Annotated in this window: 17 protein-coding genes; 7 read left to right on the forward strand and 10 right to left on the reverse strand. The window is 61.6% G+C overall.

The genetic code is table 11. The features are described from left to right. The first annotated feature begins 53 nt into the window (after positions 1 to 53). Positions 54 to 566, forward strand: coding sequence for a non-heme ferritin (ftnA, locus tag B3229_RS07725; protein WP_048780956.1), 513 nt, complete (start codon positions 54 to 56; stop codon positions 564 to 566). Positions 567 to 729: 163 nt separating this feature from the next. Here ftnA and B3229_RS07730 read toward each other — a convergent pair whose 3' ends face one another. Together B3229_RS07730 and B3229_RS07735 are read right to left on the reverse strand one after the other, a co-directional pair. Next, complete coding sequence (locus B3229_RS07730) at positions 730 to 3,090, reverse strand: glycoside hydrolase family 31 protein (protein WP_286870261.1); 2,361 nt, start codon at positions 3,088 to 3,090, stop codon at positions 730 to 732. A gap of 10 nt (positions 3,091 to 3,100) precedes the next feature. Further along, positions 3,101 to 4,411, reverse strand: a complete 1,311-nt coding sequence (locus B3229_RS07735; RefSeq protein ID WP_286870262.1) for an MFS transporter — start codon at positions 4,409 to 4,411, stop codon at positions 3,101 to 3,103. Between the two features lie 238 nt (positions 4,412 to 4,649). On the opposite strand from B3229_RS07735, the gene B3229_RS07740 reads away from it, so the two are divergent. Next, a complete protein-coding gene (locus tag B3229_RS07740) occupies positions 4,650 to 5,714 on the forward strand; it encodes a LacI family DNA-binding transcriptional regulator (protein WP_286870263.1) in 1,065 nt (354 codons plus the stop codon). Here B3229_RS07740 and B3229_RS07745 read toward each other — a convergent pair. The 7 genes from B3229_RS07745 to B3229_RS07775 all read right to left on the reverse strand — a co-directional run bounded on the left by B3229_RS07745 (position 5,711) and on the right by B3229_RS07775 (position 16,481). Beyond that, entirely contained in the window at positions 5,711 to 8,572 is a 2,862-nt protein-coding gene (locus B3229_RS07745; RefSeq protein ID WP_286870264.1) for an EAL domain-containing protein, read from the reverse strand. The genes B3229_RS07740 and B3229_RS07745 overlap by 4 nt on opposite strands. Positions 8,573 to 8,852: 280 nt before the next feature. After that, positions 8,853 to 9,206, reverse strand: coding sequence for a DNA-binding protein (locus tag B3229_RS07750; protein ID WP_048780951.1), 354 nt, complete (start codon positions 9,204 to 9,206; stop codon positions 8,853 to 8,855). Then, the gene (locus B3229_RS07755) at positions 9,203 to 9,538 is read right to left on the reverse strand and encodes a type II toxin-antitoxin system RelE/ParE family toxin (RefSeq protein WP_286870265.1); all 336 of its coding nucleotides are present in this window, start codon (positions 9,536 to 9,538) and stop codon (positions 9,203 to 9,205) included. The genes B3229_RS07750 and B3229_RS07755 overlap by 4 nt, the downstream gene beginning before the upstream one ends. Before the next feature lie 65 nt (positions 9,539 to 9,603). After that, positions 9,604 to 11,328 carry a lysophospholipid acyltransferase family protein gene (locus B3229_RS07760; RefSeq protein WP_286870266.1) on the reverse strand — a complete coding sequence of 575 codons (1,725 nt, stop codon included), beginning with the start codon at positions 11,326 to 11,328 and terminating at the stop codon, positions 9,604 to 9,606. A gap of 74 nt (positions 11,329 to 11,402) precedes the next feature. After that, entirely contained in the window at positions 11,403 to 12,008 is a 606-nt protein-coding gene (locus tag B3229_RS07765; protein WP_286870267.1) for a cupin domain-containing protein, read from the reverse strand. A 148-nt stretch (positions 12,009 to 12,156) separates the two neighbouring features. Next, positions 12,157 to 14,280, reverse strand: a complete 2,124-nt coding sequence (locus B3229_RS07770) for a putative bifunctional diguanylate cyclase/phosphodiesterase (RefSeq protein WP_048780947.1) — start codon at positions 14,278 to 14,280, stop codon at positions 12,157 to 12,159. 155 nt (positions 14,281 to 14,435) lie between these two features. Then, positions 14,436 to 16,481 carry a putative bifunctional diguanylate cyclase/phosphodiesterase gene (locus tag B3229_RS07775; RefSeq protein WP_286870268.1) on the reverse strand — a complete coding sequence of 682 codons (2,046 nt, stop codon included), beginning with the start codon at positions 16,479 to 16,481 and terminating at the stop codon, positions 14,436 to 14,438. 536 nt (positions 16,482 to 17,017) lie between these two features. Here B3229_RS07775 and B3229_RS07780 point away from each other — a divergent pair. Genes B3229_RS07780 through B3229_RS07800 form a run of 5 tightly spaced genes read left to right on the forward strand, consistent with a single transcriptional unit; the run spans position 17,018 to position 22,264 of the window. Continuing rightward, complete coding sequence (locus tag B3229_RS07780; protein WP_033752425.1) at positions 17,018 to 17,587, forward strand: spore coat protein U domain-containing protein; 570 nt, start codon at positions 17,018 to 17,020, stop codon at positions 17,585 to 17,587. A 49-nt stretch (positions 17,588 to 17,636) separates the two neighbouring features. Further along, entirely contained in the window at positions 17,637 to 18,125 is a 489-nt protein-coding gene (locus B3229_RS07785) for a Csu type fimbrial protein (RefSeq protein ID WP_235213006.1), read from the forward strand. Between the two features lie 24 nt (positions 18,126 to 18,149). Next, entirely contained in the window at positions 18,150 to 18,839 is a 690-nt protein-coding gene (locus tag B3229_RS07790) for a fimbrial biogenesis chaperone (protein ID WP_286870269.1), read from the forward strand. Next, positions 18,840 to 21,290, forward strand: a complete 2,451-nt coding sequence (locus B3229_RS07795; protein ID WP_286870270.1) for a fimbria/pilus outer membrane usher protein — start codon at positions 18,840 to 18,842, stop codon at positions 21,288 to 21,290. Further along, positions 21,287 to 22,264: a Csu type fimbrial protein gene (locus tag B3229_RS07800; protein WP_286870271.1), complete on the forward strand. Its 978-nt coding sequence runs from the start codon at positions 21,287 to 21,289 to the stop codon at positions 22,262 to 22,264. The genes B3229_RS07795 and B3229_RS07800 overlap by 4 nt, the downstream gene beginning before the upstream one ends. On the opposite strand, the gene B3229_RS07805 is transcribed toward B3229_RS07800, so the two are convergent. Then, entirely contained in the window at positions 22,261 to 23,580 is a 1,320-nt protein-coding gene (locus B3229_RS07805; RefSeq protein WP_286870272.1) for an MFS transporter, read from the reverse strand. The genes B3229_RS07800 and B3229_RS07805 overlap by 4 nt on opposite strands. Positions 23,581 to 23,821 lie beyond the last annotated feature (241 nt).

Below are 23,821 nucleotides of genomic sequence, written 5' to 3' on the forward strand. Positions count from 1 at the left end.
AATTCACCACTTCTCACCTGTTTACTTATTCTGCTTCTATAAAGGAATCGCTCATGCTGACTGCTGAAATGACTGCGCGTCTTAACGATCAACTTAACCTCGAATTTTTCTCCGCGAATCTCTATTTACAGATGAGCGCGTGGTGCAGCGATAAAGGTCTGGAAGGCGCAGCGGCGTTTCTGAAAGAGCACTCCCGCGAAGAGATGGAGCATATGCAGCGCCTGTTCGACTACCTGAGCGATACCGGCGCGATGCCGGTGCTGGGCTCTATCGCCGCGCCGCCGGTCGCCTATAACTCGCTGCCGGAGCTGCTGGAGCAGGCGCTGGAGCACGAGAAGCTGATCACGCGCAAAATCAACGAGCTGGCGCATGCGGCCATTACCTCTCTCGACTACTCCACCTTTAATTTCCTGCAGTGGTACGTGGCTGAGCAGCACGAAGAAGAGAAGCTGTTTAAAACCGTACTGGATAAGCTGGCGCTGGTGGGCAACAAAGGCGAAGGCCTGTTCCTGATCGATAAAGATCTGGCGCGTATGAATGCGGAAAGCCACGGCGCTAATGGCTGAGACGCCTGCGCGGGCAGGATGGCCCGATCGCAAAGTCGCTCAAGGCATCCATGCTCGCTCGGCCCGCGCCGTCCATGGCGCGGGACGCTTTGCTCTTCGGGCCATCCTGCCCGCGCTTTAGGTGCAGTGCGGTTTGCCATGAACGCCCCACCCTTGTTACAGATTACAAGTTAAACCGCCCGCTCTTCTCGCCGTTGATCCACAGCTCGCGCCGCTCGCCTGCGGGCAGCAACACTTCAATCTCACGCCACGCCGGCTGATAGTCGCCGCGCTTCTCCAGCGTCAGCTCAAGCCGATCGCTGCTGCTGCGCAGCGCCCAGCGTATCCAGAGCGCATTGCCCTGCCGCCAGCCGTGACTCTCGCCGTCGTCGTCGAAAAACTCGCCCTCGGTGCGCGCTTCGCCCGGCGCAGGCCACAGCTGCAGTTCGCGCACGCTGTCGAGCCGCGCATCGGTGGTGCTTTCGCAGCGTCCCAGCGGAATGGCGGAACCGGCGCGCGCCAGCAGCGGCAAGCGATCGAGCGGCGCGTCCAGCGTCACGGTCTGACCGCCCGCCAGCCACTGGCCGCTGTGCCAGTCATACCAGCCGTGGGCATTGCGCGGCAGATAGACCTCGCGCTCCCGGCTGCCCTCCTCCACCACGCTGGCCACCAGCAGATCGCGCCCCAGCAGAAAATCGTCGTTTTCCCGCCAGGTCTCGCTGTCCTCTTCGTGATCGAGGAAAGTGGGACGCAGCATCGGCTCATCCTGCGCGCTCGCCTGCCACAGCAGCGTGTAAAGATAGGGCATCAGGCGGTAGCGCAGACGGATCGCCTCGCGGATCAGCGGCGTCACCTCCGGATACATCCAGGGTTCGTTCACGGTGTGATCGTCGTTCCAGGAGTGGATGGTGAAGCGCGGATGCATCACGCCGTTCTGCACCCAGCGCACAAACAGTTCGGCGTCCGGCTTGTCGCCGGAGAAGCCGCCGACGTCGTGACCGACGTTAAACAAGCCCGAAAGGCTCATGCCTAGTCCCATGCGGATGTTATAGCGCAGCGTCTGCCAGCTGGTGCGGTTATCTCCGCTCCACGTCTGCACATAGCGCTGCATCCCGGCGCAGCCGGAGCGGGAGATCAGATAGGGTCGCTTCTCCGGCGCGAAGCGCTGCTGCGCCTCCAGCGAGGCGCGCATCATCAGCAGCGGCATCACCGGGCGAATGTGTTTAATGGCGATGCTCTGCCCGAACCCGTGGCAGCGCGCTTCGCCGTCCCACACCTCATATTCGTTGTTGTCGTTCCAGGTCGCGTCGATACCCTTTTCCAGCAGCTGCGCGGTGACGTTCTCCTGCCACCAGCGCACCGCCTGCGGATGCGTAAAGTCGAGATGCGATCCTTCATCGTCCCAGAACACCGAACGCTCAGGGCGATCCAGCTCCGAGTCGCGAATAAACAGCCCCTGCGACGCCACTTCCTGATAGCGCGGATGATCCTGCAGCAGGCAGGGTTTGATATTGGCCGCCAGCTTCATGCCCGCCGCGTGGAACGCCGCGCTCATGCCGTTGGGGTTCGGCACCTTGTCGTAGTTCCAGTTAAAGACATAGCGCTTGTTGTTGATCGAGGTATAGCCCGAGGAGAGCTGAAACGAATCGCAGGGGATCTCATGTTCGCGGCAGAGGCGGATAAAGCCCTGCAGCTGCTGCTGCGCATCGGGGGCGTCGGTGTAGTGCATGGTCGAGCCGCTGTAGCCCAGGCTCCACTTCGGCTGAAAAATAGTCCTGCCGGTCAGGCGCACGAAGGCCTGGGTGACATCCAGCAGCCTCGGCCCCAGCATCAGGTAGTAGTCGAGATCGCCCGCTTCGGCGCGGTAGCGGCGATACGGCAGATGGTAGTTGTCCAGTTCGTTGCCGAGATCGAGCCAGCTGCTGCTCAGGTTGTCGTAGAACAGGCCGAAGCTGACGCCGTCGCGCTGCGTCAGGGTAAAGGGAATATGCTTATAGAGAGGATCGGTGCTGGCGGCGTTATAGCCCATTGCGTCGAGGTTGCGCATCTCGAAGCGGCGGCCGCTGCGGTTCAAGTCGCCGCTCTTCTCGCCGAGGCCGTAGACGCGATCCTGCGGCTGACGACGCTGATAGTGCTCCACGCCGTCGCCGTGCGCGTTCAGCAAATAGGCGCCGGTGTGGCGATCGGCCGCCAGCGGCTGCCACTGCCCCTGATGATAATGCTCCCAGCTCAGGCAGAGCGGATGATGCACCGTCACGCGCAGCCGGTCGGTGCTGATGCGCAGCTGGTTCGCCTCGTGCTCCAGCTGAAAGCCCGGCAGCCCGAAGCCGTCGAGGGATTCGCGATCGCGCCCTTCCCAGGGCACGTCGTCGCCTGGCGCAATGCTCCAGGTCCGGTTCAGCGCCAGCTCGCCGTCGCGCTTCAGCAGCACGCGCATCAGACCCGACTCCAGCACATACAGGCGCAGCAGATGGCGGTTATCCACCTTTAGCTCGACAAAATGATCGGCGTGCTGACTCAGCGTCCAGTTCTTCAGGGTTTTCATAACGGTGTCCTTATTGTTGCGCGCTGCGCTGCCGACGTTCGGCGATAAACATCACCAGGAAAATCGCGCCCACCAGGTCGAAAAAGCCCATGGCGACGAACAGCGGATTGAAACCAATGGTGTCGGCGGTGACGCCGATAATCAGAGAGAAGATAAAGCTGGCGATCCAGGCGCAGGATCCGCGCATGCCGTTAACCGTCGCCATCTGGCGGCGATCGAAGCGCTCTACCACCAGCGCGCTGAGCATGCAGGAGATCACCTGATGGCCGAAGCCGCCGATCGAGATCAGGGCGATCGCCAGATACGGATCTTTAACGAGGGTCATCAGCGCCAGCGAGATCATCAGCACGGCGCCGGTGATCGAGCTGGCGACGATAGAGTTGACGCGCGTCAGGCCGAACCACTTCACATAGATTTTGGTCAGGTAGCCGCTGGCGACGCTGCCGAGATCGGCGGCGAGAAACGGCAGCCAGGCGAACATCACGATCTGCTTAAGATCCATGCCGCGCTCGTTAGCCAGATAGAGCGGCACCCAGAAGCTCAACACCGCCCAGGCGGGCTCGGCGAGAAACGCCGGAATGGCGATGCCGTAAAATTTCTTCTCTTTGCCGATGGTTTTCAGCGCCTGAAAGAACGGCAGCTTTTCGCCCACGGCTTCGTTGTCCTGCTTAATCCAGGCACGCTCTTCGTCCGAAAGTCGGGCATGCTTTTCCGGCGACTGATAGCCCCACCACCAGAGACCGACCCACAGCAGTCCCAGCCCGCCGGTGAGCAGAAACGCGCCCTGCCAGCCGAAGGTGATATGCGCCACATAGATGATCGGCGGCGCCAGCATCGCGCCGACCGAAAAGCCGACGCCCGCCCAGCCTGCGGCGACCGGCCGCTCTTTTTTCGGGAACCAGTCGCCTATCGCCTTGGCGTTGGCGGGCGTCGCCGCCGCCTCCGACGCGCCCATCACAAAGCGCAGCAGCGCCAGATGCAGCCAGCTTCCCGCGCCAGCATGCAGCAGACAGGTCACCGACCAGATGAGCGCGCAGATCAAAAAGCCCATCTTCAGGCCGATGACGTCGATCAGCCAGCCGCAGAGCGGCTGAAACAGGGTATAGGCAAGCTGAAACGCCGCCACCACCCAGGAGTAGTGTTCGGTGCTCATATTGAGGCTGGTTTTCAGCTCCGGCGCAAGAATGCCGAGTGAATTGCGCGTCACATAGTTTACCGTCACGCCCAGCAGAAACAGTCCCAGCATCCACCAGCGGAGATTTTTAACGGCGCGCAGCGTTCGCGCGGCGCCGATTGGCTTAGTCGTTGATTCAAGGCTCATTTGTCAGCTCCTGTGCAGGCTTTTAACGGCCGGTTTGATCCTTCACACCGCCCTCCGGCGTACTGCGTGAACCTGTCTGGCACCTTAAAAAAGCGGGAAACGTCGGTATAGCCTCTTTTTTGCAAACTTTTTCGTGGCAAACTTTTTGGCGCGTTTTAAGCGGCCTCTTTGCCTTATCTGACGCGATTCAGCACGCAATGAAAATTTTTTCATCAGCAGATTTGAGGACGATCACAAAATGAAACAAAGGCTAAAAATCAGCGAAATTGCGGCGCTGAGCGGCGTCTCGATCAGCACCGTGTCGCGCGTGCTGGCCGGCAAAGCCAATACACGCGCCAGCACGCGCGATAAAGTGCTGGCGGTGGCGCAGCAGCAGGGCGTGCTGGATAACCTGCACAGCGGCCGCCTGCTGCTGAATAATCTGATGGTGTTCGCGCCGCCCCGCGCGTTCGATGTGCGCAGCGATATCTTTTACTACAAGGTGATTCAGGGCATCGCCCAGGCGATCGCCCCGCACGAGGTGCGTTTACGCTACTGCGCGCTGGAGGAGAATGAGAGCGACACGGCGCTGTTTCTGGAGAAGATGCAGCAAACCGACGCCGCGCTGCTGGTCGGGATCGACGACGATCATATCCACCAGCTCGCGGCGGAGATCGATAAGCCCTGCGTGTTGATCAATGCGATGGATCGCCGTATGCGGCTCTCTTCGGTCTCGCCGCATCATCAGCTGATCGGCGAAAGCGCCGCCCGCTATCTGTTTGAGCAGAGGCACCGCCAGATTTTGTCGCTGCACTGCCTGCGCCGCTACACCATGGAGCAGCGTCTGCAGGGCGTGCGCGACGCCTGGCACGCCATGAATCTGCGCTTCGACAGCCGCCAGCATCTGTTGACGCTTACCAGCTTCAGTCGGATCGAGGCGGCGGAGAGACTGAGCGAATACCTGAAGCACTGCCCGCACGCCCAGCGCCCTACCGCGATTCTGGCCAGCGGCGACTATATCGCCGCCGGCGCGGTGGAGGCGCTGCAGCAGGCCGGACTGCGCGTGCCGCAGGATATTTCGGTGATGAGCATGGACGGCTTCAATCTCGCCGCTATTCACGACATTCCGCTCACTTCCGTGCAGGTGCCGCGCGACGAGCTGGGCGCAGAGGCGGTGCGCATGGTGCAGAACATGCGCCTGAACGCGCAGACGCTGCCCGGCACCCTGCTGCTGCACGGCAAGCTGGTGGTGCGCGAGTCGGTGCGCCGCATCCGCGACAACCTCAGCCACGCGCCGGTGCAGCAGCACGGCCTCTACGATTAGCTCGGGTCGGAGAGCGCCTTCAGCCGCAGCTCCGACGGCTGCGGACGGCCGAAGTAGTAGCCCTGAAACAGGGTGCAGCCCTCTTCACGCAGCTTCGCGAACTGTTCGCTGCTTTCTACCCCTTCGGCGGTAATCTGAATATCCAGGCTGCGGCTCATGCCGGTAATGGCGCGAATAATCGCCAGCGCCTCGCGGCTGTCGCCCATATCGCTGATAAAGGACTTGTCGATTTTGATCTTGTCGAACGGGAAAGATCGCAGATAGCTGAGCGACGAGTAGCCGGTGCCGAAGTCATCCAGCGCGATTTGCACGCCGAGTTTCTTCAGGCTCTCCAGCGTGCGGATATTGCCGAGCGAGTCGTCGAGCAGCACCGACTCGGTGATCTCCACCTCCAGCCGGCTCGGCTCCAGGCCGGAGTCGCGCAGCGCGGCCTCCACCACCGAGACCAGCGAGCTGTTTTTAAACTGCAGCGGCGACAGGTTGACCGACACCGACTGCTTGCCGTCCCAGGTGGTCGCTTCGCGGCAGGCTTCGAACAGCGCATAGGCGCCAAGCATATGGATCAGCCCGCTCTCTTCCGCGATGGGAATAAAGTCGTTCGGCATAATCAGCCCTTTCACCGGATGGTGCCAGCGCATCAGCGCCTCGTAGCCGATAATCGACTGCACCGCTTCGCCGTCGGTAATCGGCTGATAGTAGAGCTTAAGCTGCTGGCTGCCGATCGCCTCGCGCAGATCGTTCTCGATCACGCGGCGGCTGCGCGCCACGTCGTCCATCTCCAGCGTAAAGTGCTCGTAGCGGTTGCGCCCGTTGCGCTTGGCCTCATAGAGCGCCATATCGGCGCAGCGCAGCATCTGCTCCGGCGTGTTGGTGATGGTCGCGCTCAGGGCGATGCCGACGCTGAGGCCGACGCTCAGGTTATGGCCTTCGATATTGACCGGCGGACGTATCGCTTCGATTAGCCGCTGGGCGACCAGCGCCGCCTCTTCCGCGCTGCCGATAGCGGGCAGCACGATGGCGAACTCGTCGCCGCCAATGCGCGCCAGCGTATCGCGATCGCGCAGCGCGGCGCGCAGGCGTTTAGCCACCGCGCGCAGCAGTTCGTCGCCGATCTGGTGGCCGAGCGCGTCGTTAACATTCTTAAAGTTGTCGAGATCGAGGCAAAGCGTGGCGGTGTGTCGGCCGCTCTGGCTGTCGCCGCGCAGCGCCTCGCTCAGGCGCTGCCGGAACAGAATACGGTTCGGCAGGCTGGTGAGGTTGTCGTGATGCGCCATATGGTGAATGCGCGCGTCGGCGGCGCGCTGATCGGTGACATCCTCGACGAGCAGCATAATGTAGTTTTGCCGCGCGTCCTGTCCGCGAATGATGGTGGCGCGAGTATGCAGAATGCGTTCGCCGCTGGCGGTAAGCAGCTGCTGTTCGCGCTGGTGGATGCCTTCGCTGCGCAGCGCGATATCCGCCAGGCTGTTGAAGTAGTCGCTGAGTTCGGCCGACATGCATTCGTGCGGCTTTTTGTTGACCAGCAGCGCTTTCGAGACGCCGAACAGCTTTTCCGACCGGTCGTTAACCAGCAGGATTTCGCGCGTAATGGCGTCCTCGACCACCACGCAGGAGGGAATATTGGCGATGATATTGTCGAGGAATTTCGACAGCGCCGACATTTTCGCGCTCTGCGCTTCGGCCAGATCTTTGGCGCGCAGCAGTTTCTGCTCCTGCTCGCGGCGCTCGGTGATGTCGCGGGTGATTTTAGCGAAGCCGATCAGCCGTCCTTCGTCGTTATGGATGGCGTCAATCACCACGTGCGCCCAGAAGGCGCTGCCGTCTTTGCGGTAACGCCAGCCTTCATCTTCGAAGCGGCCGTTCGCCAGCGCAATCGCCAGGTTGGCGTCCGGCGCGCCCAGCAAACGCTCTTGCGCGCTGTAGAATACCGAGAAATGCTCCCCGACGATTTCCTCGGCAAGGTAGCCTTTGGCGCGCTGCGCCCCGGCGTTCCAGTTCACCACGCAGCCCTGCAGATCCAGCATATAGATGGCGTAGTCGGTCACGCCTTCCACCAGCAGGCGGAAGCGCTGCTCCTGCTCGCGCTGCGCGCGCAGCATCGCCTGCTGTTCGGTGCAGTCGCGCGTAATCTTGGCGTAGCCGATCAGCTTGCCGCCGTCGTCGCGCACCGCGTCAATGATGACGTGCGCCCAGAAGGCGCTGCCGTCTTTGCGGTAGCGCCAGCCCTGATCTTCGAAACGGCCGGTGCGATACGCCGTTTGCAGGTTTTTTTCCGGGATATGCGCCTGACGATCCTGGGCGCTGTAGAAGCGGGAGAAGTGCTGGCCGACGATCTCTTCCGCCACGTAGCCTTTGGCGCGCTGCGCGCCGGCGTTCCAGTTCACCACCAGGCCGTCGTGATCCAGCATATAGATGGCGTAGTCGGTGACGCCTTCCACCAGCAGGCGGAAGCGCGCTTCCTGCTCGCGCTCTTTGCGCTGCTGCGCCTGCTGCTCGGTGCAGTCGCGCGTAATCTTGGCGAAGCCGATCAGCTCGCCGTGCGGGCCGCGGATGGCGTCGATAACCACATGGGCCCAGAAGGCGCTGCCGTCTTTGCGGTAGCGCCAGCCTTCGGTTTCAAAACTGCCGGTGCGGGCGGCGGTATCCAGACCGCGCTGCGGCACGCCGTTTAAGCGATCGTTTTCGCTGTAAAACAGCGAGAAATGCTTACCCACGATCTCATCCGGCGTGTAGCCTTTTGCCCGCTGCGCGCCAGCGTTCCAGTTAGCGACCGTGCCGTCTGGTTTCAGCATATAGATGGCGTAGTCGATCACGCTCTGTACCAGTAACCGATACATAACATCAGCATTTTTATCCATTGTTATTAGCCTGTTGCTGCGCTGCCTGAAATTGCCCCAAAAATTTAAGAATGGTCTTAATGACGACCCGACTACATCTGAAACGACCTGCTTTGACAAGTACAAATGAGCGGAACACGAAAGTTAGTAGGTGAGTTATCGGCAGTGGCGAGAAAATGTTCAACTGTAAATGCGCTTATGTTAGTGCGGGGAATTTGGCGGTGAAGGATAAGCAGTTAAAAATCAAAATGCACGCAAAGCCCAGCACTAAACGCCGGGCTTAGCCGCGCCGGGCAGAGCGCTACAGGCGATGAGGCGTCAGGCGCACGCCAGCGGCGCGCGTGATTTCAGTGAGCGTTTTAATCGTAGGGTTACCCTCAGCAGATAACGCCCGATATATGTTTTGACGAGCCAGACCTGAGCGTTTAGCGATTTCGCCGACGCCGCCACGCGCCTCGATAACGCGGCGCAAAGCAGTAAGAAAAGCAGGTATCCCGCCTTCCTCGTAAATGTCCTCTAATGCGGTTTGCAGATAGATTTCTGCATAAGCAGGATCGTTGCGTAGCTCTTCAATGAACTGGACGTCGCGATCTGCCGCGGGCGGAAAATCCTGACCAACAGCCGGTAAGCTTTGGTGGTTATCAAATGCCTTCATATCATCGATCTCGCTTTGTAATCCTGTAAATAACAAACGGCTCTTTCCAGATCGCTGTTCTGCGATTTTTTATCGCCACCCATTAACAACAGGACGATCTGCCCATCTTGTAACGCGTAATAAACACGATATCCCGGCCCGTAATGAATGCGCATTTCCCATACGCCAGCTCGTTCAAATTTATGATCGCCAAAATTGCCCGCTTCTGCGCGGTCAATAGCGTTATCGACTTTAGCAAGCGCGCGCAGATCGCTCTTTTTAAGCTTTTCTCGCCAGTCGTTGAAAGGCTGTTTTCCCTGTTCATCCTGATAGTACTTAACCTGATACATCATTGCCTCCTCATTCCCTGAGTAGAGACTGAATGTAACTTATAAGGGACAAGGCATCAAGATTTCTGTCAGGAAACGGCCTCTTGCGGCGCTTCCTGATGCACCGCGATATAGCGCTCGTAGCGCGACGCTTTTAGCCGCGTAAGATCCACCAGCACCAGCCCGTCGATGCAGTGATTGAAGTCGGGATCGCTGCCGAAATCGATAAACTGCACGCCGCCAGGCTCGCACAGCTCGGAATATTGCTTATAAAGCGGCGGGATGGCGCAGCCGAGGTTGCTCAACAGCTGCTTAAGCCTGCGCAGATCCGCCTGATAGTCGCCGCCGCTGAACTGCGCCAGCACGTCCGGCAGCGAAGCGGGATAAGGCTGGCGCGACGTCGCCAGCGGCAGCCCGGTGGGGAAATAGAGACGATAAAAGGCCACCAGCAGATCGCGCGCCGCCAGCGGCATGCCGCCGGAAATAGAGACCGGGCCGAACAGGTAGCGCGTCTGCGGATAGCGCGCCAGATACGCGCCGATGCCGAGCCAGAGATAGTCGAGCCCGCGCTTGCCCCAGTAGGCGGGCTGAATAAAGCTGCGCCCCAGCTCGATGCTCTGCTGCAAAATCGGCATCATGCGCTCGTCATAGTGGAACAGGCTGTGGCTGTAAAAGCCCTCCAGCCCGCGCCTGGCGAGCTGTTCGTCGCCGGGAATAAAGCGGTAGGCGCCGACGATCTCCAGCTGCGCGTCGTCCCACAGGATCAGGTGATAATAGTCGTCGTCGTAATTATCCAGATCGCGGCGGCGGCCGCTGCCCTCGCCCACTGCGCGAAAGGCGATCTCCCGCAGCCTTCCCAGCTCGCGCAGCAGCGGCACCCAGGTGGCGCCGTTGCGCCGCCACAGGTAGATCTGCTTGCCGTCGCTGGTGGTGCCGAGATGCTCGCTCTCGCGCAGCGCGCGCTTCAGCTCGCCGCGATCTTCGGCGCGGGCGATCGCTTTTTCAGTCTGGAACAGGCCGGGACGCTGCTGGCCGATGCGATAAAGGTGTTTGCGCAGCCGCTTCGCCAGCGCTTTGCCCGGCGTATGGCCGTCATGCCAGTGCGCAAAGGGGATCTGCGCGCCGATATGCAGCTTGATGCGCGAGCCGCGCTGGCGGAACATCTCGCGCACCAGCATCAGCAGCGCCAGCGGCTGGGCGATTTTAGCCGCCGCGTAGAACAGGCCGCTGTTGCGCCCGTCGACGAAAACCGGCACCAGCGGCGCACGGGCGCGCGCCGCCAGACGCAAAAAGGCGTGATGCCAGCGGCCGTCGCGCACGCCGCGACTGCCGAGGCGCGATACTTCACCCGCCGGGAAAATAATCAGCACCCCGTCGTTGCTAAGGTGCTGCTGCATACGCTGAAGCTGGTCGCGGCTGGTGCGGTTGCCCATGTTGTCTACCGGCAGCAGCAGCGTACTGAGCGGCTCCAGCATCATCAGCATGCGGTTGGCGACGATTTTCACATCGCGCCGCACCTGCGCCACCGCCGCCAGCAGCGCCAGTCCGTCGAGCGCCCCCAGCGGATGGTTGGCGACGATCACCACCGGTCCGCGCGACGGGATCTGCTCCAGATCGCGCTCGCTCAGCTCGCAGCGCACGTCGAGGTGCTCCAGCATCTGCTCGACCATATCCAGCCCTTTCAGATGCGGATAGCGCGCGGCGAAGCGCTGAAACTCCTCTTCATGCAGCGCCCAGCGCAGCACCCGACGCTGCCAGCCTGCGGGCTGAGCCTGCGGCCAGAAGCGTTCGACAACCTGATCGACAGAGAACATAACGCGCCTTATTTTCGACGATGATGACGCCAAAAATAAGGTGAGATGTTTTCAAATTTATGACGCGACGCCGGTCAGAAATGGTCGGCGATCGGCGTCCAGATATCGGTCAGCGCGCCCTCTTTGCCGGTAAAGGGATCGCGCGTCGGCAGCGGCACCTGCTTCACCTCCTGCTCGGCCGCGCGCAGCCTGGCCGGCTCGTCGCGGTTGGTCTCCGGCGCAAAGCCCTCCGGGTAGGCGCCGACCACCATAAAGTCCTCGCTGGCATAGACCTGCTTATGGCCGACGCCCGCCGGGATCAGCACCGCGTCGCCCGCGCGCAGCGTCACCATACGGCCGGTGTCGCCGCCGAACAGGACTTCCGCCCAGCCCTGCGCCACGCCCAGCAGCTCATGCGTATTGGGATGGTAGTGGGTATAAGGAAAAATGTCGTAACGCCATGAGGGGGGCCAGCCGTTGCGCGCAAAAGTCTGCTCGAACCAGCCGGCGAGATCGGGCTCCTCCTCCTGCGCCTCATCCAGCGCCACGCGCGGCCAGATAATAAGCGGCAGAGGATTGTTTGGCACGCCGCCCGACGGGCCGGCGAGCATCAGGTGTTGCGGATTATTCGACGAGCCGGCGGCAAAGGTGCCCGCCGCGAAGGACATCAGCAACATCAGACTGGAAGAAGAGGCAGTCATACAGGTTCTCCGGGTAGCTTTCCGCTAATTGTGGCAAACCTGATGGTTGTTGCAATGTGCGCCCGCCAGCAGATCCGCTATAAAAGCATGATTTTGCTAACCAAACACAAATAACAAAGCAACAATCCTGCTACTTTGTGCGATCGGCTTATCCCGGCAGCGCCGCGCAGAGCGCAGGCGACGGCAGAACGCCTTTTTTCTGCTCCGGTTCCGGCGCGAAATCGGGCAGCTCCTCGACCTTTTCCGGCGGAACGGGCTTGCCCAGCAGATATCCCTGTAGGGTATTGCAGCCTAAGCCGGTTAAAAAAGCCTGCTGTTCGGCGGTCTCCACCCCTTCCGCCACCACTTTGAGATCCAGCGACTGCGCCAGCGCGACGATGGCGGAAACAATAGTGGCGTCTTCGGTCTGGTGCTGCAGTTCGTTAACGAACGCCCGGTCAATCTTGAGCTCGCTGGCCGGCAGGCGCTTGAGATAGAGCAGGCTCGAATAGCCGGTGCCGAAGTCATCTATCGACGCCTTAACGCCCAGCCGCGTCAGCTCGGTCAGAATGCGCACGCTCTCGTCCGGATCGCGCATCGCGGTGGTTTCCGTCACTTCCAGCGTCAGCAGCTCGGGCGGAATGGCATGCGCCGCCAGCGCCTCGGTCACCGTCTCCACCAGATTGCTCTGCTCAAACTGCAGCGCCGACAGGTTAACTGCGACCGACCAGTTGGTGTGCCCCTGCTGACGCCACTCATGCAACTGACGGCAGGCCTCGTTGATTACCCAGCTGCCGATATTGACGATCATGCCGGTCTTCTCCGCCAGCGGCAGGAAGATATCGGGCGTCAGCAGGCCGCGCGTCGGATGCTGCCAGCGCAGCAGCGCTTCAAAGCCGATAATCGGGCCGCGCGGCGCGCAATATTTCGGCTGGTAAAACAGACGCAGCTCCTGATTTTCCTGGGCGTGCCACAGATCGTTGTTAAGCTGCAGCTGGGTCTGCGCCAGGGTATTCATTGAGGGCTGGAAGAAGTTATGCCCGTTGCGGCCGTTGTTTTTGGTGTGGTACATGGCGGCGTCGGCGTTGAACATCAGCTCGCGCTCGTCGTTGCCGTCGCCCGGATAGACGGCGATGCCGATACTCAGCGACACCATCAGCTCGTAGCGGGAGATCTCAAACGGACGCTCGATAGCCTTCACCAGCGTGTCCGCCACCGTCGCGGCGTCGTTGGGATCGTTAATATCAATCAGCAGCACAAACTCATCGCCGCCCATGCGCGCCAGGGTGTAGTAACCCTTCATCTGATCGCTCATGCGCTCGGTGACGGCGATCAGCAGGTTGTCGCCGACGTGGTGGCCGAAGGCGTCGTTGACCGCCTTGAAGCCGTCAAGATCCATAAACATCAGCGCAAACTGGGTGCGTTCGCGATTGGCTTTATTGATCGCCTGCTCCAGACGATCTTCCAGCAGAATGCGGTTCGGCAGGCGCGTCAGGTTGTCGTGCAGCGCCAGCTGCGCCAGTTCGCGGTTCGCCTCCGCCAGCGAGCGCGCCAGAATGGCGGTGCGCGCCTGCATGCGCGCGTCGAGCATCGACACCAGCAGCGTAATGCCGAGGATCGCCAGCGTTACCACCGTCACCAGAATCGCCAGCCAGTTGCTGTTGACGCCCATCGTGCCGGCGTGGCTGTGCGCCGGGAAGCTGGCCGCCGCCATGCCGGTATAGTGCATGCCTGCGATGGCGCATCCCATTACCACCGAGGCGCCGACGCGCAGCAGCGTCGTGCGGCCAGAGGTGCCGTCGCGCAGGTTGAACGCCAGCCACAGCGCCGCGCCCGACGCTACCAGCGCAATCACTACCGAGAGCGCAATCCAGCCCCAGTTCCAGCTGATGCCGGGCGAGAACATCAGCGCCGCCATGCCGGTGTAGTGCATCGCCACCACGCCGCTGCCCAGCACCAGGGCGCCGCCCAGCAGTTTTTTCAGCGGCAGCTCGCCCTGACAGACCAGCCAGAGCGCGAAGATCGAGGCGATAACGGCAATTGCCATCGAGACGCCGGTGAGCGACGCGTCGTAGCTCATCACCATCTCCATGGTCATCGACAGCATGCCGATAAAGTGCATCGCCCAGATGCCGACGCCCATGGCGAAGCCGCCGCCGAACAGCCATATCAGCGCGACTTTTCCTGTCGAGGTGGCGACGCGTCCCGCCATATCCAGCGCAGTAAAGGACGCCAGCATCGCAACGAGAATGGAAACGATGACGGTAAACGAATCGTATGAGGTCACTAACATAGTGAAGTCCCGTTAAAGCGCAAAATCGCAGCCATGGTGTTGTAATGAAAAAGTCACAAGGATGAATTATCTGCTCAGGTTATCGGCAAAAGGCAAAGGGTAATTAGCCTGCCACGATGAAAGCTTCCGATGCCTGTGAGCGTTAAAATCTATCGTCAGACGGTAGCGAAGTCGGCGATGCGATCGGCCGGCGTCGGTTTGCCCAGCAGATAGCCCTGCAAAGCGTCGAAGCCGAGCCGGGTCAGCAACGTCTGCTGCTCTTCGGTTTCGACCCCTTCCGCCACCATATGCAGGTTAAGCGTCTGCGCCAGCGCCAGCATCGCGCTCACCACGGTGGCGTCCTGGCTGTCGGCGCGCAGGCTGTTGATAAAGCTGCGGTCGATCTTCAGCTCGCTGGCCTCAAGGTGTTTCAGGTGCAGCAGGTTAGCGTAGCCGATGCCGAAATTATCGATCGCCACTCTGACCTCGATTTTTTGCAGCTCGCTGATGCGCTGCTGGCTGAACTGCGGATCGCGCATCGCGATGCTCTCCGTGATTTCCAGCGTCAGCGACCTGCCTGGCAGCTGATGGCGCAGCAGCGCCTGACGCACCGTCTCCAGCAGATCGCGCTGGTGAAACTGCAGGGCCGAGAGGTTAACCGACACCGTCCAGTTTGGGTGCCCGTCGCTGTGCCATTGTTTGAGCTGGCGGCAGGCTTCGTTAATCACCCAGTTGCCCAGCGCGACAATCTGCCCGGTCTTTTCGGCGCGCGGCAGAAAAATATCGGGCATCAGCAGGCCGCGCGTCGGGTGCTGCCAGCGCAGCAGCGCTTCAAAGCCGATCAGTTCGCTGCTGCTGGAGCGGAACTTCGGCTGGTAGAACAGCTGCATCTCCTGACGCTCCAGCGCCTGCCACAGGTCGTTGGCCAGCGCCAGCTGATGCTGCGCGCTGGCGCTCATCGCCGGCTCAAACAGGCAGTAGCCGTTACGTCCGCTGTGCTTGATGTGGTACATCGCCGAATCGGCGTTAAACATCAGCTCCTGCTTGCTGCGACCGTGCTGCGGATAGAACGCGACGCCGACGCTGAGCGAGACGCGCAGCAGGTAGCGATCCAGCTCGAACGGCTCGTCTATCGTATTCACCAGCCGCTGCGCCAGCGCCGCCGCCTGCCGGCTCTCGTTGCCCTGCGCCAGCAGCACAAACTCATCGCCGCCGAGGCGCGCCAGCAATATTTTGTCGTCGCTGAGCTGGCGGCGCAGACGGTCGGCAACCGCTATCAGCAGGCGATCGCCGACGTAGTGACCCCAGGTGTCGTTGACCGCTTTGAAGCCGTCGAGATCCATATACATCAGGGTAAAACCCGGCGTATCGCGCGTTGTCTGGCTGAGCGCGACGTCCAGCCGCTGCTCCAGCATCACGCGATTGGGCAGCGCGGTGAGATTGTCATGCATCGCCAGCTGATGCAGCTCCTGATTCGCCTGGTTAAGGCGCTGCGCCAGGCGCGCGGCGCGCAGCTGGGCGTCCAGCATCGAGGCGAGCAGCGTAAAGCCGAGAATAGAGAGCGTGCCGAGCGCGACCCACACCGCCAGCCCCTGGCCGCTAACGCCCTGCGCCAGCGGCATGCTGTGGCGGTCGAACTGCGCCGCCGCCATGCCGGTGTAGTGCATGCCGGCGATGGCGACGCCCATCACCAGCGCGCCGAGCGCGCGCATCGTCAGCAGATATTTTTCGCCCTGGCGCAGATGAAACGCCAGCCAGAGCGCGGCGCCGGAGGCGAGGTAAGCGATGGCGACGGAGAGCGCCACCAGCGAAAAGCGCCAGTGCGGCGCGGGCGAGATCAGCAGCGCAAGCATGCCGGTATAGTGCATCGCCACGATGCCGCTGCCGAGCATGGCGCTGCCCGCCAGCCAGCGTCGGCGGCTAAAACGCCCGTGCTGCGTCTGCGCAAAGGCCAGCATACAGGCGGCGCAGGCCGCCAGCAGCGACAGCACCGTCAGGCTCACGTCGTAGCGCATCGGCATCATCATCGCCAGCATGCCGATAAAATGCATCGCCCAGATGCCGATGCCCATCGCCATGCCGCCGGCCAGCAGCCATAAACGCGCCATCCAGCCGTGCGACACCGCGACGCGCCCTGCCGTGTCCAGCGCGGTAAACGCGGCGATAAAAGCGACAATCAGCGAAACGCCGACCAGGACGCTATCCCAGGTGACCAACAGCATGTGCAACTCCCCACAGCCTGCCTGTGAGCAGGCGCTGTGTTGTAATCAACAAAGATTCCAAAAAAAACAGACGGATAAAAAAGTGGTCAGCCGTGCAGTTTATTATTTTCAGGGCCGTTTAGCGCTCTCCCGATGCTGACGGGACGTGATTAAGACTTTTCCTGGCATGGTAACTAAAAGGGTAACTGGACCTGATTAATGTATGAACATATCACTGTTAACGAGGCGGCGGTAGAGGGCAAAATACCCCGCGCTTTGCTTTTTTTTCTTTAACCCAAGGTATTGGTATTACAGGTTTATCGGCCTGAAATGCCAATTGATTAAGGAAAAATTCCGCTATCGCTTCACCGGCGCTTGCGCGCTGTTCTATATTAAGTAAAATTTATAAAAAACCCTTAGCTCAAAACTAAGATTATCCTCAGGATGAGGCGCCATTTCCGGCTTTGCCGGGGCCGCAGTTACTAAACTTTGTTTGATTTAATAATTAATCACCGGGCAAAAAAGCACTGACTCTGAATAATCGGTAAGGATTAATTATGAAATTCAAGCTTTTTCTGTTTGCCGCTGCGGGCCTGACCTCGGCACTCCCTGCTGTGACTTTTGCCGCCACCACCACAGGGACGATCAACGCCACCCTGACGCTGACCACCGGCTGCCTGGTGAACGGCCAGTCCGCCACGACCGGCGTTAACTTCGGTACCTTGAACTTCGGCAGCAGCGCGGCGACCTTCGATACCCTTAACGCCACGCTGGTCGGCGCGTCCGGCAACGGCATCTACGTGCGCTGCACCACCGGCCAGACTTTCAACGTGCAGGTCACCAGCAGCAACGCGGCGCCCGCCACCATCTACGGCACCGTTTCCGGCCAGCCGCGCTACCTGATCCTCGGTTCCAACAATACGCAGGGGATCGCCTACACCCTCTACAGCGACGCGGCCTTTACCACCGCTATCGCTAACAACACCAATATCGCACCCAGCGGCACCACCGATCCGACGCTGGGCACCAACTACGCCATCTACGGTCGCGTCGTGGGCGGCGGCTTTAACCCGTTGATTCCGGCAGGCACCTATACCGACACCATTAACGTCGCCGTGAATTACTGATCGCGCGGTCAGGAGCATCCGGGTGGCTGCGCCGCGCGCTTTGCGCAGGCTGATCTACGCGCTGCCTCTGCTGACAGGAAGTCTTAGCGCCTGGAGCCTGCCCACCAGCACGTTTCAAGTCTCGGCTTCCATCGTGGCGGGCTGCGTCGTCTCCGGTACCAATACCGGGGTTTTCGGCACGCTTGATTTCGGCTCGCAGTCGGGCGTTGCCCGCAACAGCGTCAGCGCCAGTTTTGTGCAGAGCGCCGCTATTACGCTCGCCTGCACCCCAGGCACGACGCTGAGCATGAGCATCAGCGGCGGCAGCAACTACACCACGACGCGCAACCTGAAGCACACCAGCAATACCAATACTGTGCCCTACACCCTCTACACCAACGCCAGCCATACCACCGCGATCCCGGTGAACAGCGCCGTCGCGCTGAGCTACAGCAATGCCAATAACATTACGCTGCCGATTTACGGCCTGCTGCAGCTGCCCGGCCCGACGCGCGCCGGCGTCTACACCGACACGCTGACCGTGACGCTGAGCTGGTAGCCGCATGCTTAAAGGAGAAAGTTGATGATGCGCGCCCTGTTGTTCTTTGTTTCCCTGCTGGCGGCCAGCGCCCAGGCGGCAAACTCGCTGATGATCTGGCCAATCGATCCCGCCATCAATCCGGAGGAGAAAGCGAGCGAGCTGTGGCTGGAAAACCGCGGCAGCGTCACCACGCTGATGCAGGTGCGCATCTTCAGCTGGCAGCAGGTCGGCGGCAAAGAGCAGTACGCCACGCAGCAGAGCATCGTCGCCAGCCCGCCGCTGGTGCGCATCGAGCCGGGAAAAAAACAGCTGGTGCGCCTGATCAAGCAGACGCCGCCCGGCGCGGGCCAGGAGCTGGCGTACCGCGTGGTGCTCGATGAGATCCCGACGCCGCGCACGCCGGGCGAAAACCAGGCGGGCCTGAATTTTCAGATGCGCTACTCGGTGCCGCTGTTCGTCTACGGCGACGGGCTGACGCGGGACGGGGCAAAACCGGATTTAAGCTGGCGGCAGGTGAGCGAAGGCGGCCGATCCTGGCTGCTGATCGCCAATCACGGCAGCGGCCATGCGCGCCTCAGCAATGTCACCGTCGGCGGACGCAAGCTGGGCGACGGTCTGTTCGGCTACGTGCTGGCGCGCAGCGAAAACCGCTGGCCGCTGAAAACGCCCCTTAGCGGCCAGATGACGGCGGACACCAATGCCGGCGCGTGGCGCAGCGCGCCCAGCCGCTAAATGCCGCGCGCACTTCACCCCTGCGCGCTGGCGGTGGCCAGCGTCTGCGCCTGTCTGACGCCGGCCGCCGCGCTGGCGGAGACCTTTTCGTCGCTGCCGCCGCCGCCGTCGCAGGAGAGCAGCGGCGATCGTCAGCGCTATATGCTGGAGCTGGTGATCAACCAGCGCGAAAGCGGCGTTATCGTACCGGTAGAGCGGCGCGACGGCCGCCTGCTGGTGCGCGCCGGCGATTTGCAGCGCGCCGGCCTTCCCGCGGAGAAATTGCCCGACCCGCAGCAGGTCGACGTCAGCCAGTGGCCCGACGTCAAAGCGGATTACGACGATCGCCGGCAGCGGCTGCTGCTGACGGTGCCGCCCGCCTGGCTCCCCGGCCAGGTGATCGGCGAGGCGCAGAACGGGCCGCGCTACCCTGGACGCGCCACAACCGGCGCGCTGTTCAATTACGACCTCTACGCCACGCGCACCACCAACGCGGGCACCCGACTTTCCGCCTGGAACGAACTGCGCCTCTTCGGCTCCGCCGGTCAGTTTTCCAGCAACGGCGTCTGGCAGCAGCAGATCGAGGGCCGCGCCCCGGCGCAGGATGACGGCTATATCCGCTACGATACCTGGTGGAGCAACGAGGATGAGAACAACGCGGTGAGCTGGCGCGTCGGCGATCTCACCACCGACGCGCTGAGCTGGAGCAACAGCGTGCGTCTCGGCGGGATACAGGTCGGCCGCGATTTCAGCGTGCGACCCGATCTGGTGACCTATCCGCTACCGGCGTTTTCCGGTCAGGCGGCGGTGCCCTCCACCGTCGATCTCTTTATCAACGGCTACCGATCCAGCCAGGCGAACGTGCAGCCGGGTCCCTGGTCGTTGACCAACGTGCCTTTCGTCAACGGCGCGGGCGATGCGGTGATCACCACCACCGACGCGGTAGGACGTCAGGTCACGACGACGCTGCCCTTCTATGTCTCCAGCACGCTGCTGAAAGCGGGCCTGAGCGACTACTCTTTTTCCGCCGGCGCGTTTCGCGACAACTACGGCATCCGCAATTTCGATTACGGCGAGGCGGCGGCGAGCGGATCGCTGCGCTATGGCGCCACCGACTGGCTGACGCTGGAAACCCACGCCGAAGGCAGCGACAGCCTGGCGATGGGCGGCGCGGGCGCGATGTTTCGCGTTGGCAGTCTCGGCGTGCTGAACGGCGCGCTGGCGCAGAGCCAGATGAGCGGCGCGGGCGGCACGCAGTACAGCTGGGGCTACCAGTACAACAACAGCTGGTTCAGCATTGGCACGCAGCATATTCTGCGCAGCCGCGACTTCGGTAACCTCGCGCTGCTCAGCAGCCGCACCGGCAACAGCGACACCAGCAATACCACCTATAGCCTGGCGCGCCGCAGCGCCCAGTACAACGCCAGCCTGTCGCTGAGCCAGTACGGTAGTCTTGGCGCCGCTTATATCGATATCAGCGGCGGCGACGGCCAGCACACGCGGCTGCTCAACCTCTCCTGGAGCAAAACCCTGTGGGGCAATTCCAGCCTCTACGTTTCCGCCAGCCGCGATCAAGAGCAGGGCGCATGGAGCGGCGCGATTTCACTGGTGATCCCGTTTGGCGAGCACGGCAGCGCCTCGGTGAGCATGGAGCGCGACCAGCAGGGCGAAAATAATCAGCGGCTCTACCTCTCGCGCTCGATGCCGAGCGACGGCGGCTTCGCCTGGGACGCCTCCTGGGCTAATCAGGGCGGCAACAGCGGCGACTACCGCCAGGGAAGCCTGCGCTGGCGCAATAACAAAATCGACACCTCGGCGGGCTTCTACGGCGACGACGACTACAACACCCAGTGGGCGGATCTCACCGGTTCGCTGGTGCTGATGGACAATCAGACCTTCGCCGCCAACGCCATCAACGACGCCTTCGTGGTGGTGAAAACCAGCTATCCCGACGTCAACGTGCGCTATGAAAACCAGTCGATGGGGCGCACCGACCGCAACGGCTATCTGCTGGTGCCGTCGATCAGCAGCTACTATCCAGCGAAGTACGATATCGACACGCTCGATCTGCCCGCCGATATGACAACGCCCAACGTTGAACAGCGCTTCGCGGTGAAACGCCAGAGCGGCTATCTGCTGCACTTTCCGGTGGAGAAGCTGCGCGCCGCCAGCGTGATCCTGCAGGATGCCGACGGCCAGCCGCTGCCGGTCTCCAGCCAGGTGCTGCGCGAAGGTCAGGCGACCGAATATGTCGGCTGGGACGGCATCGCCTGGCTGGAGAACCTGCGCGCCCGCAACCCGATGCGCGTCGCCACGCCGGACGGCCGTACCTGCAGCGCCGAGCTAACCATCGCCAGCGGCCAGCCGCAGGCGCTGAAAACCTATGGCCCCATCACCTGCCCGCTGCCGCCCAGGCCAGCAGGCGCGCCGGCGCCCAGTGCCGATAACTCCACCTCGGGAATTATTCCATGAAAAAAATCCTGCTGCTGCTGGCGCTGATGGCGCTTTTCCCGACGCTGTCGCGCGCCGCCTGCGCCCTGCCCGCCTCCACCGCCAGCTTTGGTTCGGTGACGACCTTTGTGATCAACAGTACGGCGCAGGCGACCTCGACCAACGCCAACGTCAACTGCGGGTCCGGCTCCTCGCTCTCGCTGCTGGGCAATAACCAGATCACCTTTCAGCTGACCGGCGCCACCAACGTCAACGGCACGCGCGGCACGCTCAAGCGCAGCGGCGACACCGGCACCGATAATATTCCGGTGCAGCTCTGCATCGACAGCGCCTGCGCCACCGAGCTGACCATCGGCGCCGCCGCCTACGTCATCAGCCAGTCGGTGCTGGTCAATCTCGCCGGCCTGTTAGGCAGCCTTAACTTCGCCATTCCGGTCTATCTGCGCAGCGTGCCGGGTCAGACGGTGGCCGCCGGCACCTATACCACCACGCTCAACCTGGCGGTGACCTATAACATTTGCACCAGCGTCGGCGTCGGCAACCTTTGCCTGTCGCCGCAGACCGGCAGCGGCGTTATTCCCATCAGCGTCACTATGGTGGTCACCAACGACTGCACCACCATCACCGCGCCCAATATCAGCTTCGGCAGCGCGCCGCTGGTGGGCAGCTTCTCTGCCGTGTCGCAGACGATTAACGTGGTGTGCAGCAAAGGCAGCACCTACACGGTAGGGTTAAGCAATGGTAACTACCTCAGCGGCACGCAGCGTCAGATGGCGAGCGGCACTAACCGGTTAAGCTATGAGATTTACAAGGGAACCAGCAGCAACCGCTGGGGGCCGAGCGGCACCGAGCGCTACAGCAGCGCCAGCTCCACCAGCGTGAGCACGGATGGGCTGACGCGCGGCTACAGCTATACCGCGCGCATCCTCACGACGCAAAACACGCCGCCCGCGGGGAACTACACGGACAGCGTGGTGGTGGACCTGTCTTTTTAGACTGAGGCGCCGGCGGTCGCGCCGCTGTGGCGCGCACGGTACTGCCTGACCATGCGGCCAATCAGCAGCGTGCCGATCAGGCCGCAGACGGCGGCGAAGGTGAGCCAGACGCCGGGCATCGCCTTATCGCCGGTGGCGTGGATCAGGTAGCTGGAGATAGCGGGCGTAAAGCCGCCAAACAGCGCAGTCGCCAGGCTGTAGGCGAGCGAGAACCCTGAGGCGCGCACTTCGGCAGGCATGATTTCCGCCAGATAGACCACCATCGCGCCGTTGTAGCTGGCGTAGAGGAAAGAGAGCCACAGCTCCGCTTCCATCAGATGAGCGAAGTTCGGCGCGCCCACCAGCCAGTGCAGCACCGGCCAGGTGGTGACAATCATCAGCAGCGTAAAGGTAATCAACAGCGGACGGCGGCCGATACGATCCGACAGCGCGCCCATCAGCGGCAGCCAGATCAGGTTTGAGACGCCGACGCACAGCGTCACCAGAAAGCTCTCTTTATCGCTCATCATCAGCACGGTTTTGCCGAAGGTCGGCGTAAAGGCGGTGATCATATAGAACATCACGGTGGTGGTGACCACCATCAGCATGCCCGCCAGCACCAGCGCCCAGCTGCTCGCCAGCGAACGCATAATCTGCCGCATGGTCGGATGCTGTTTGCGCTGGCTGAAGGCTTCGGTCTCTTCCAGCATGCGGCGCACCCAGAACAGAAAGGGCACGATCAGACAGCCGACAACGAAGGGAATACGCCAGCCCCACTCCGTCACCGCCTCTTTCGCCAGCAGATGGTTGAGCAGCAGGCCGAGCAGCGCGGCGAAGATAACCGCAATCTGCTGACTGCCCGACTGCCAGCTAACGAAAAAGCCTTTGCGCCCTTTTGGCGCCACCTCGGCCAGATAGACGGAGACGCCGCCCAGCTCGACGCCGGCGGAGAAGCCCTGCAGCAGGCGGCCAAGCAGGATCAGAATCGGCGCGGCGGCGCCCAGCGTGGCGTAGCCCGGCACCAGCGCGATAGTGAGCGTGCCGATCGCCATCAGCCCTAACGTCAGCAGCAGCCCCTTGCGGCGGCCATACTGGTCGATATAGGCGCCAAGTACGATTGCCCCTAACGGCCGCATCAGGAATCCGGCGCCGAAGGTCATCAGGGTCAACATTAGCGAGGCGAATGGGTCGTCGCCGGGAAAGAAGGTTTTCGCAATGGCGGTGGCGTAGTAGCCGAACACCATAAAGTCATACATTTCAAGGAAGTTACCGCTGGTAACGTTGAAGATAGTTCGGGCGCTGCCCTGAGGCTTTTGTAAAGACGGAGTGTGACTCATAGTGGCTTCCTGCGTTTTTTCTCCGTTTTAGCCTGAGCGAGGCGCGAATAACGTGATTAACCTCACCATTTCACTTTACAATTATGAAACCAAGAGTAACAAACAATTAACCTTACAATTATGCAGCAGGCTTCACCTTTTGACCTGTCCGCGCTGACTGACTCTGCCTTCAGGTAGTCTACAAAGCGACGTATCAGATAAGCAGGTATAACGGGAAAAGTGTCAGAAGAGGCACAATAGC

The sequence above is a fragment of the Pantoea sp. UBA5035 genome, assembly GCF_002415245.1.
GTDB classification, from domain to species: domain Bacteria; phylum Pseudomonadota; class Gammaproteobacteria; order Enterobacterales; family Enterobacteriaceae; genus Pantoea; species Pantoea septica.

Coding starts and splice junctions, on each gene's coding strand:
- ftnA (WP_048780956.1), top strand. CDS start 54: ATGCTGACTGCTGAAATGACTGCGCGTCTTAACGATCAACTTAACCTC.
- B3229_RS07730 (WP_286870261.1), bottom strand. CDS start 3,090: ATGAAAACCCTGAAGAACTGGACGCTGAGTCAGCACGCCGATCATTTT.
- B3229_RS07735 (WP_286870262.1), bottom strand. CDS start 4,411: ATGAGCCTTGAATCAACGACTAAGCCAATCGGCGCCGCGCGAACGCTG.
- B3229_RS07740 (WP_286870263.1), top strand. CDS start 4,650: ATGAAACAAAGGCTAAAAATCAGCGAAATTGCGGCGCTGAGCGGCGTC.
- B3229_RS07745 (WP_286870264.1), bottom strand. CDS start 8,572: ATGGATAAAAATGCTGATGTTATGTATCGGTTACTGGTACAGAGCGTG.
- B3229_RS07750 (WP_048780951.1), bottom strand. CDS start 9,206: ATGAAGGCATTTGATAACCACCAAAGCTTACCGGCTGTTGGTCAGGAT.
- B3229_RS07755 (WP_286870265.1), bottom strand. CDS start 9,538: ATGATGTATCAGGTTAAGTACTATCAGGATGAACAGGGAAAACAGCCT.
- B3229_RS07760 (WP_286870266.1), bottom strand. CDS start 11,328: ATGTTCTCTGTCGATCAGGTTGTCGAACGCTTCTGGCCGCAGGCTCAG.
- B3229_RS07765 (WP_286870267.1), bottom strand. CDS start 12,008: ATGACTGCCTCTTCTTCCAGTCTGATGTTGCTGATGTCCTTCGCGGCG.
- B3229_RS07770 (WP_048780947.1), bottom strand. CDS start 14,280: ATGTTAGTGACCTCATACGATTCGTTTACCGTCATCGTTTCCATTCTC.
- B3229_RS07775 (WP_286870268.1), bottom strand. CDS start 16,481: ATGCTGTTGGTCACCTGGGATAGCGTCCTGGTCGGCGTTTCGCTGATT.
- B3229_RS07780 (WP_033752425.1), top strand. CDS start 17,018: ATGAAATTCAAGCTTTTTCTGTTTGCCGCTGCGGGCCTGACCTCGGCA.
- B3229_RS07790 (WP_286870269.1), top strand. CDS start 18,150: ATGATGCGCGCCCTGTTGTTCTTTGTTTCCCTGCTGGCGGCCAGCGCC.
- B3229_RS07795 (WP_286870270.1), top strand. CDS start 18,840: ATGCCGCGCGCACTTCACCCCTGCGCGCTGGCGGTGGCCAGCGTCTGC.
- B3229_RS07800 (WP_286870271.1), top strand. CDS start 21,287: ATGAAAAAAATCCTGCTGCTGCTGGCGCTGATGGCGCTTTTCCCGACG.
- B3229_RS07805 (WP_286870272.1), bottom strand. CDS start 23,580: ATGAGTCACACTCCGTCTTTACAAAAGCCTCAGGGCAGCGCCCGAACT.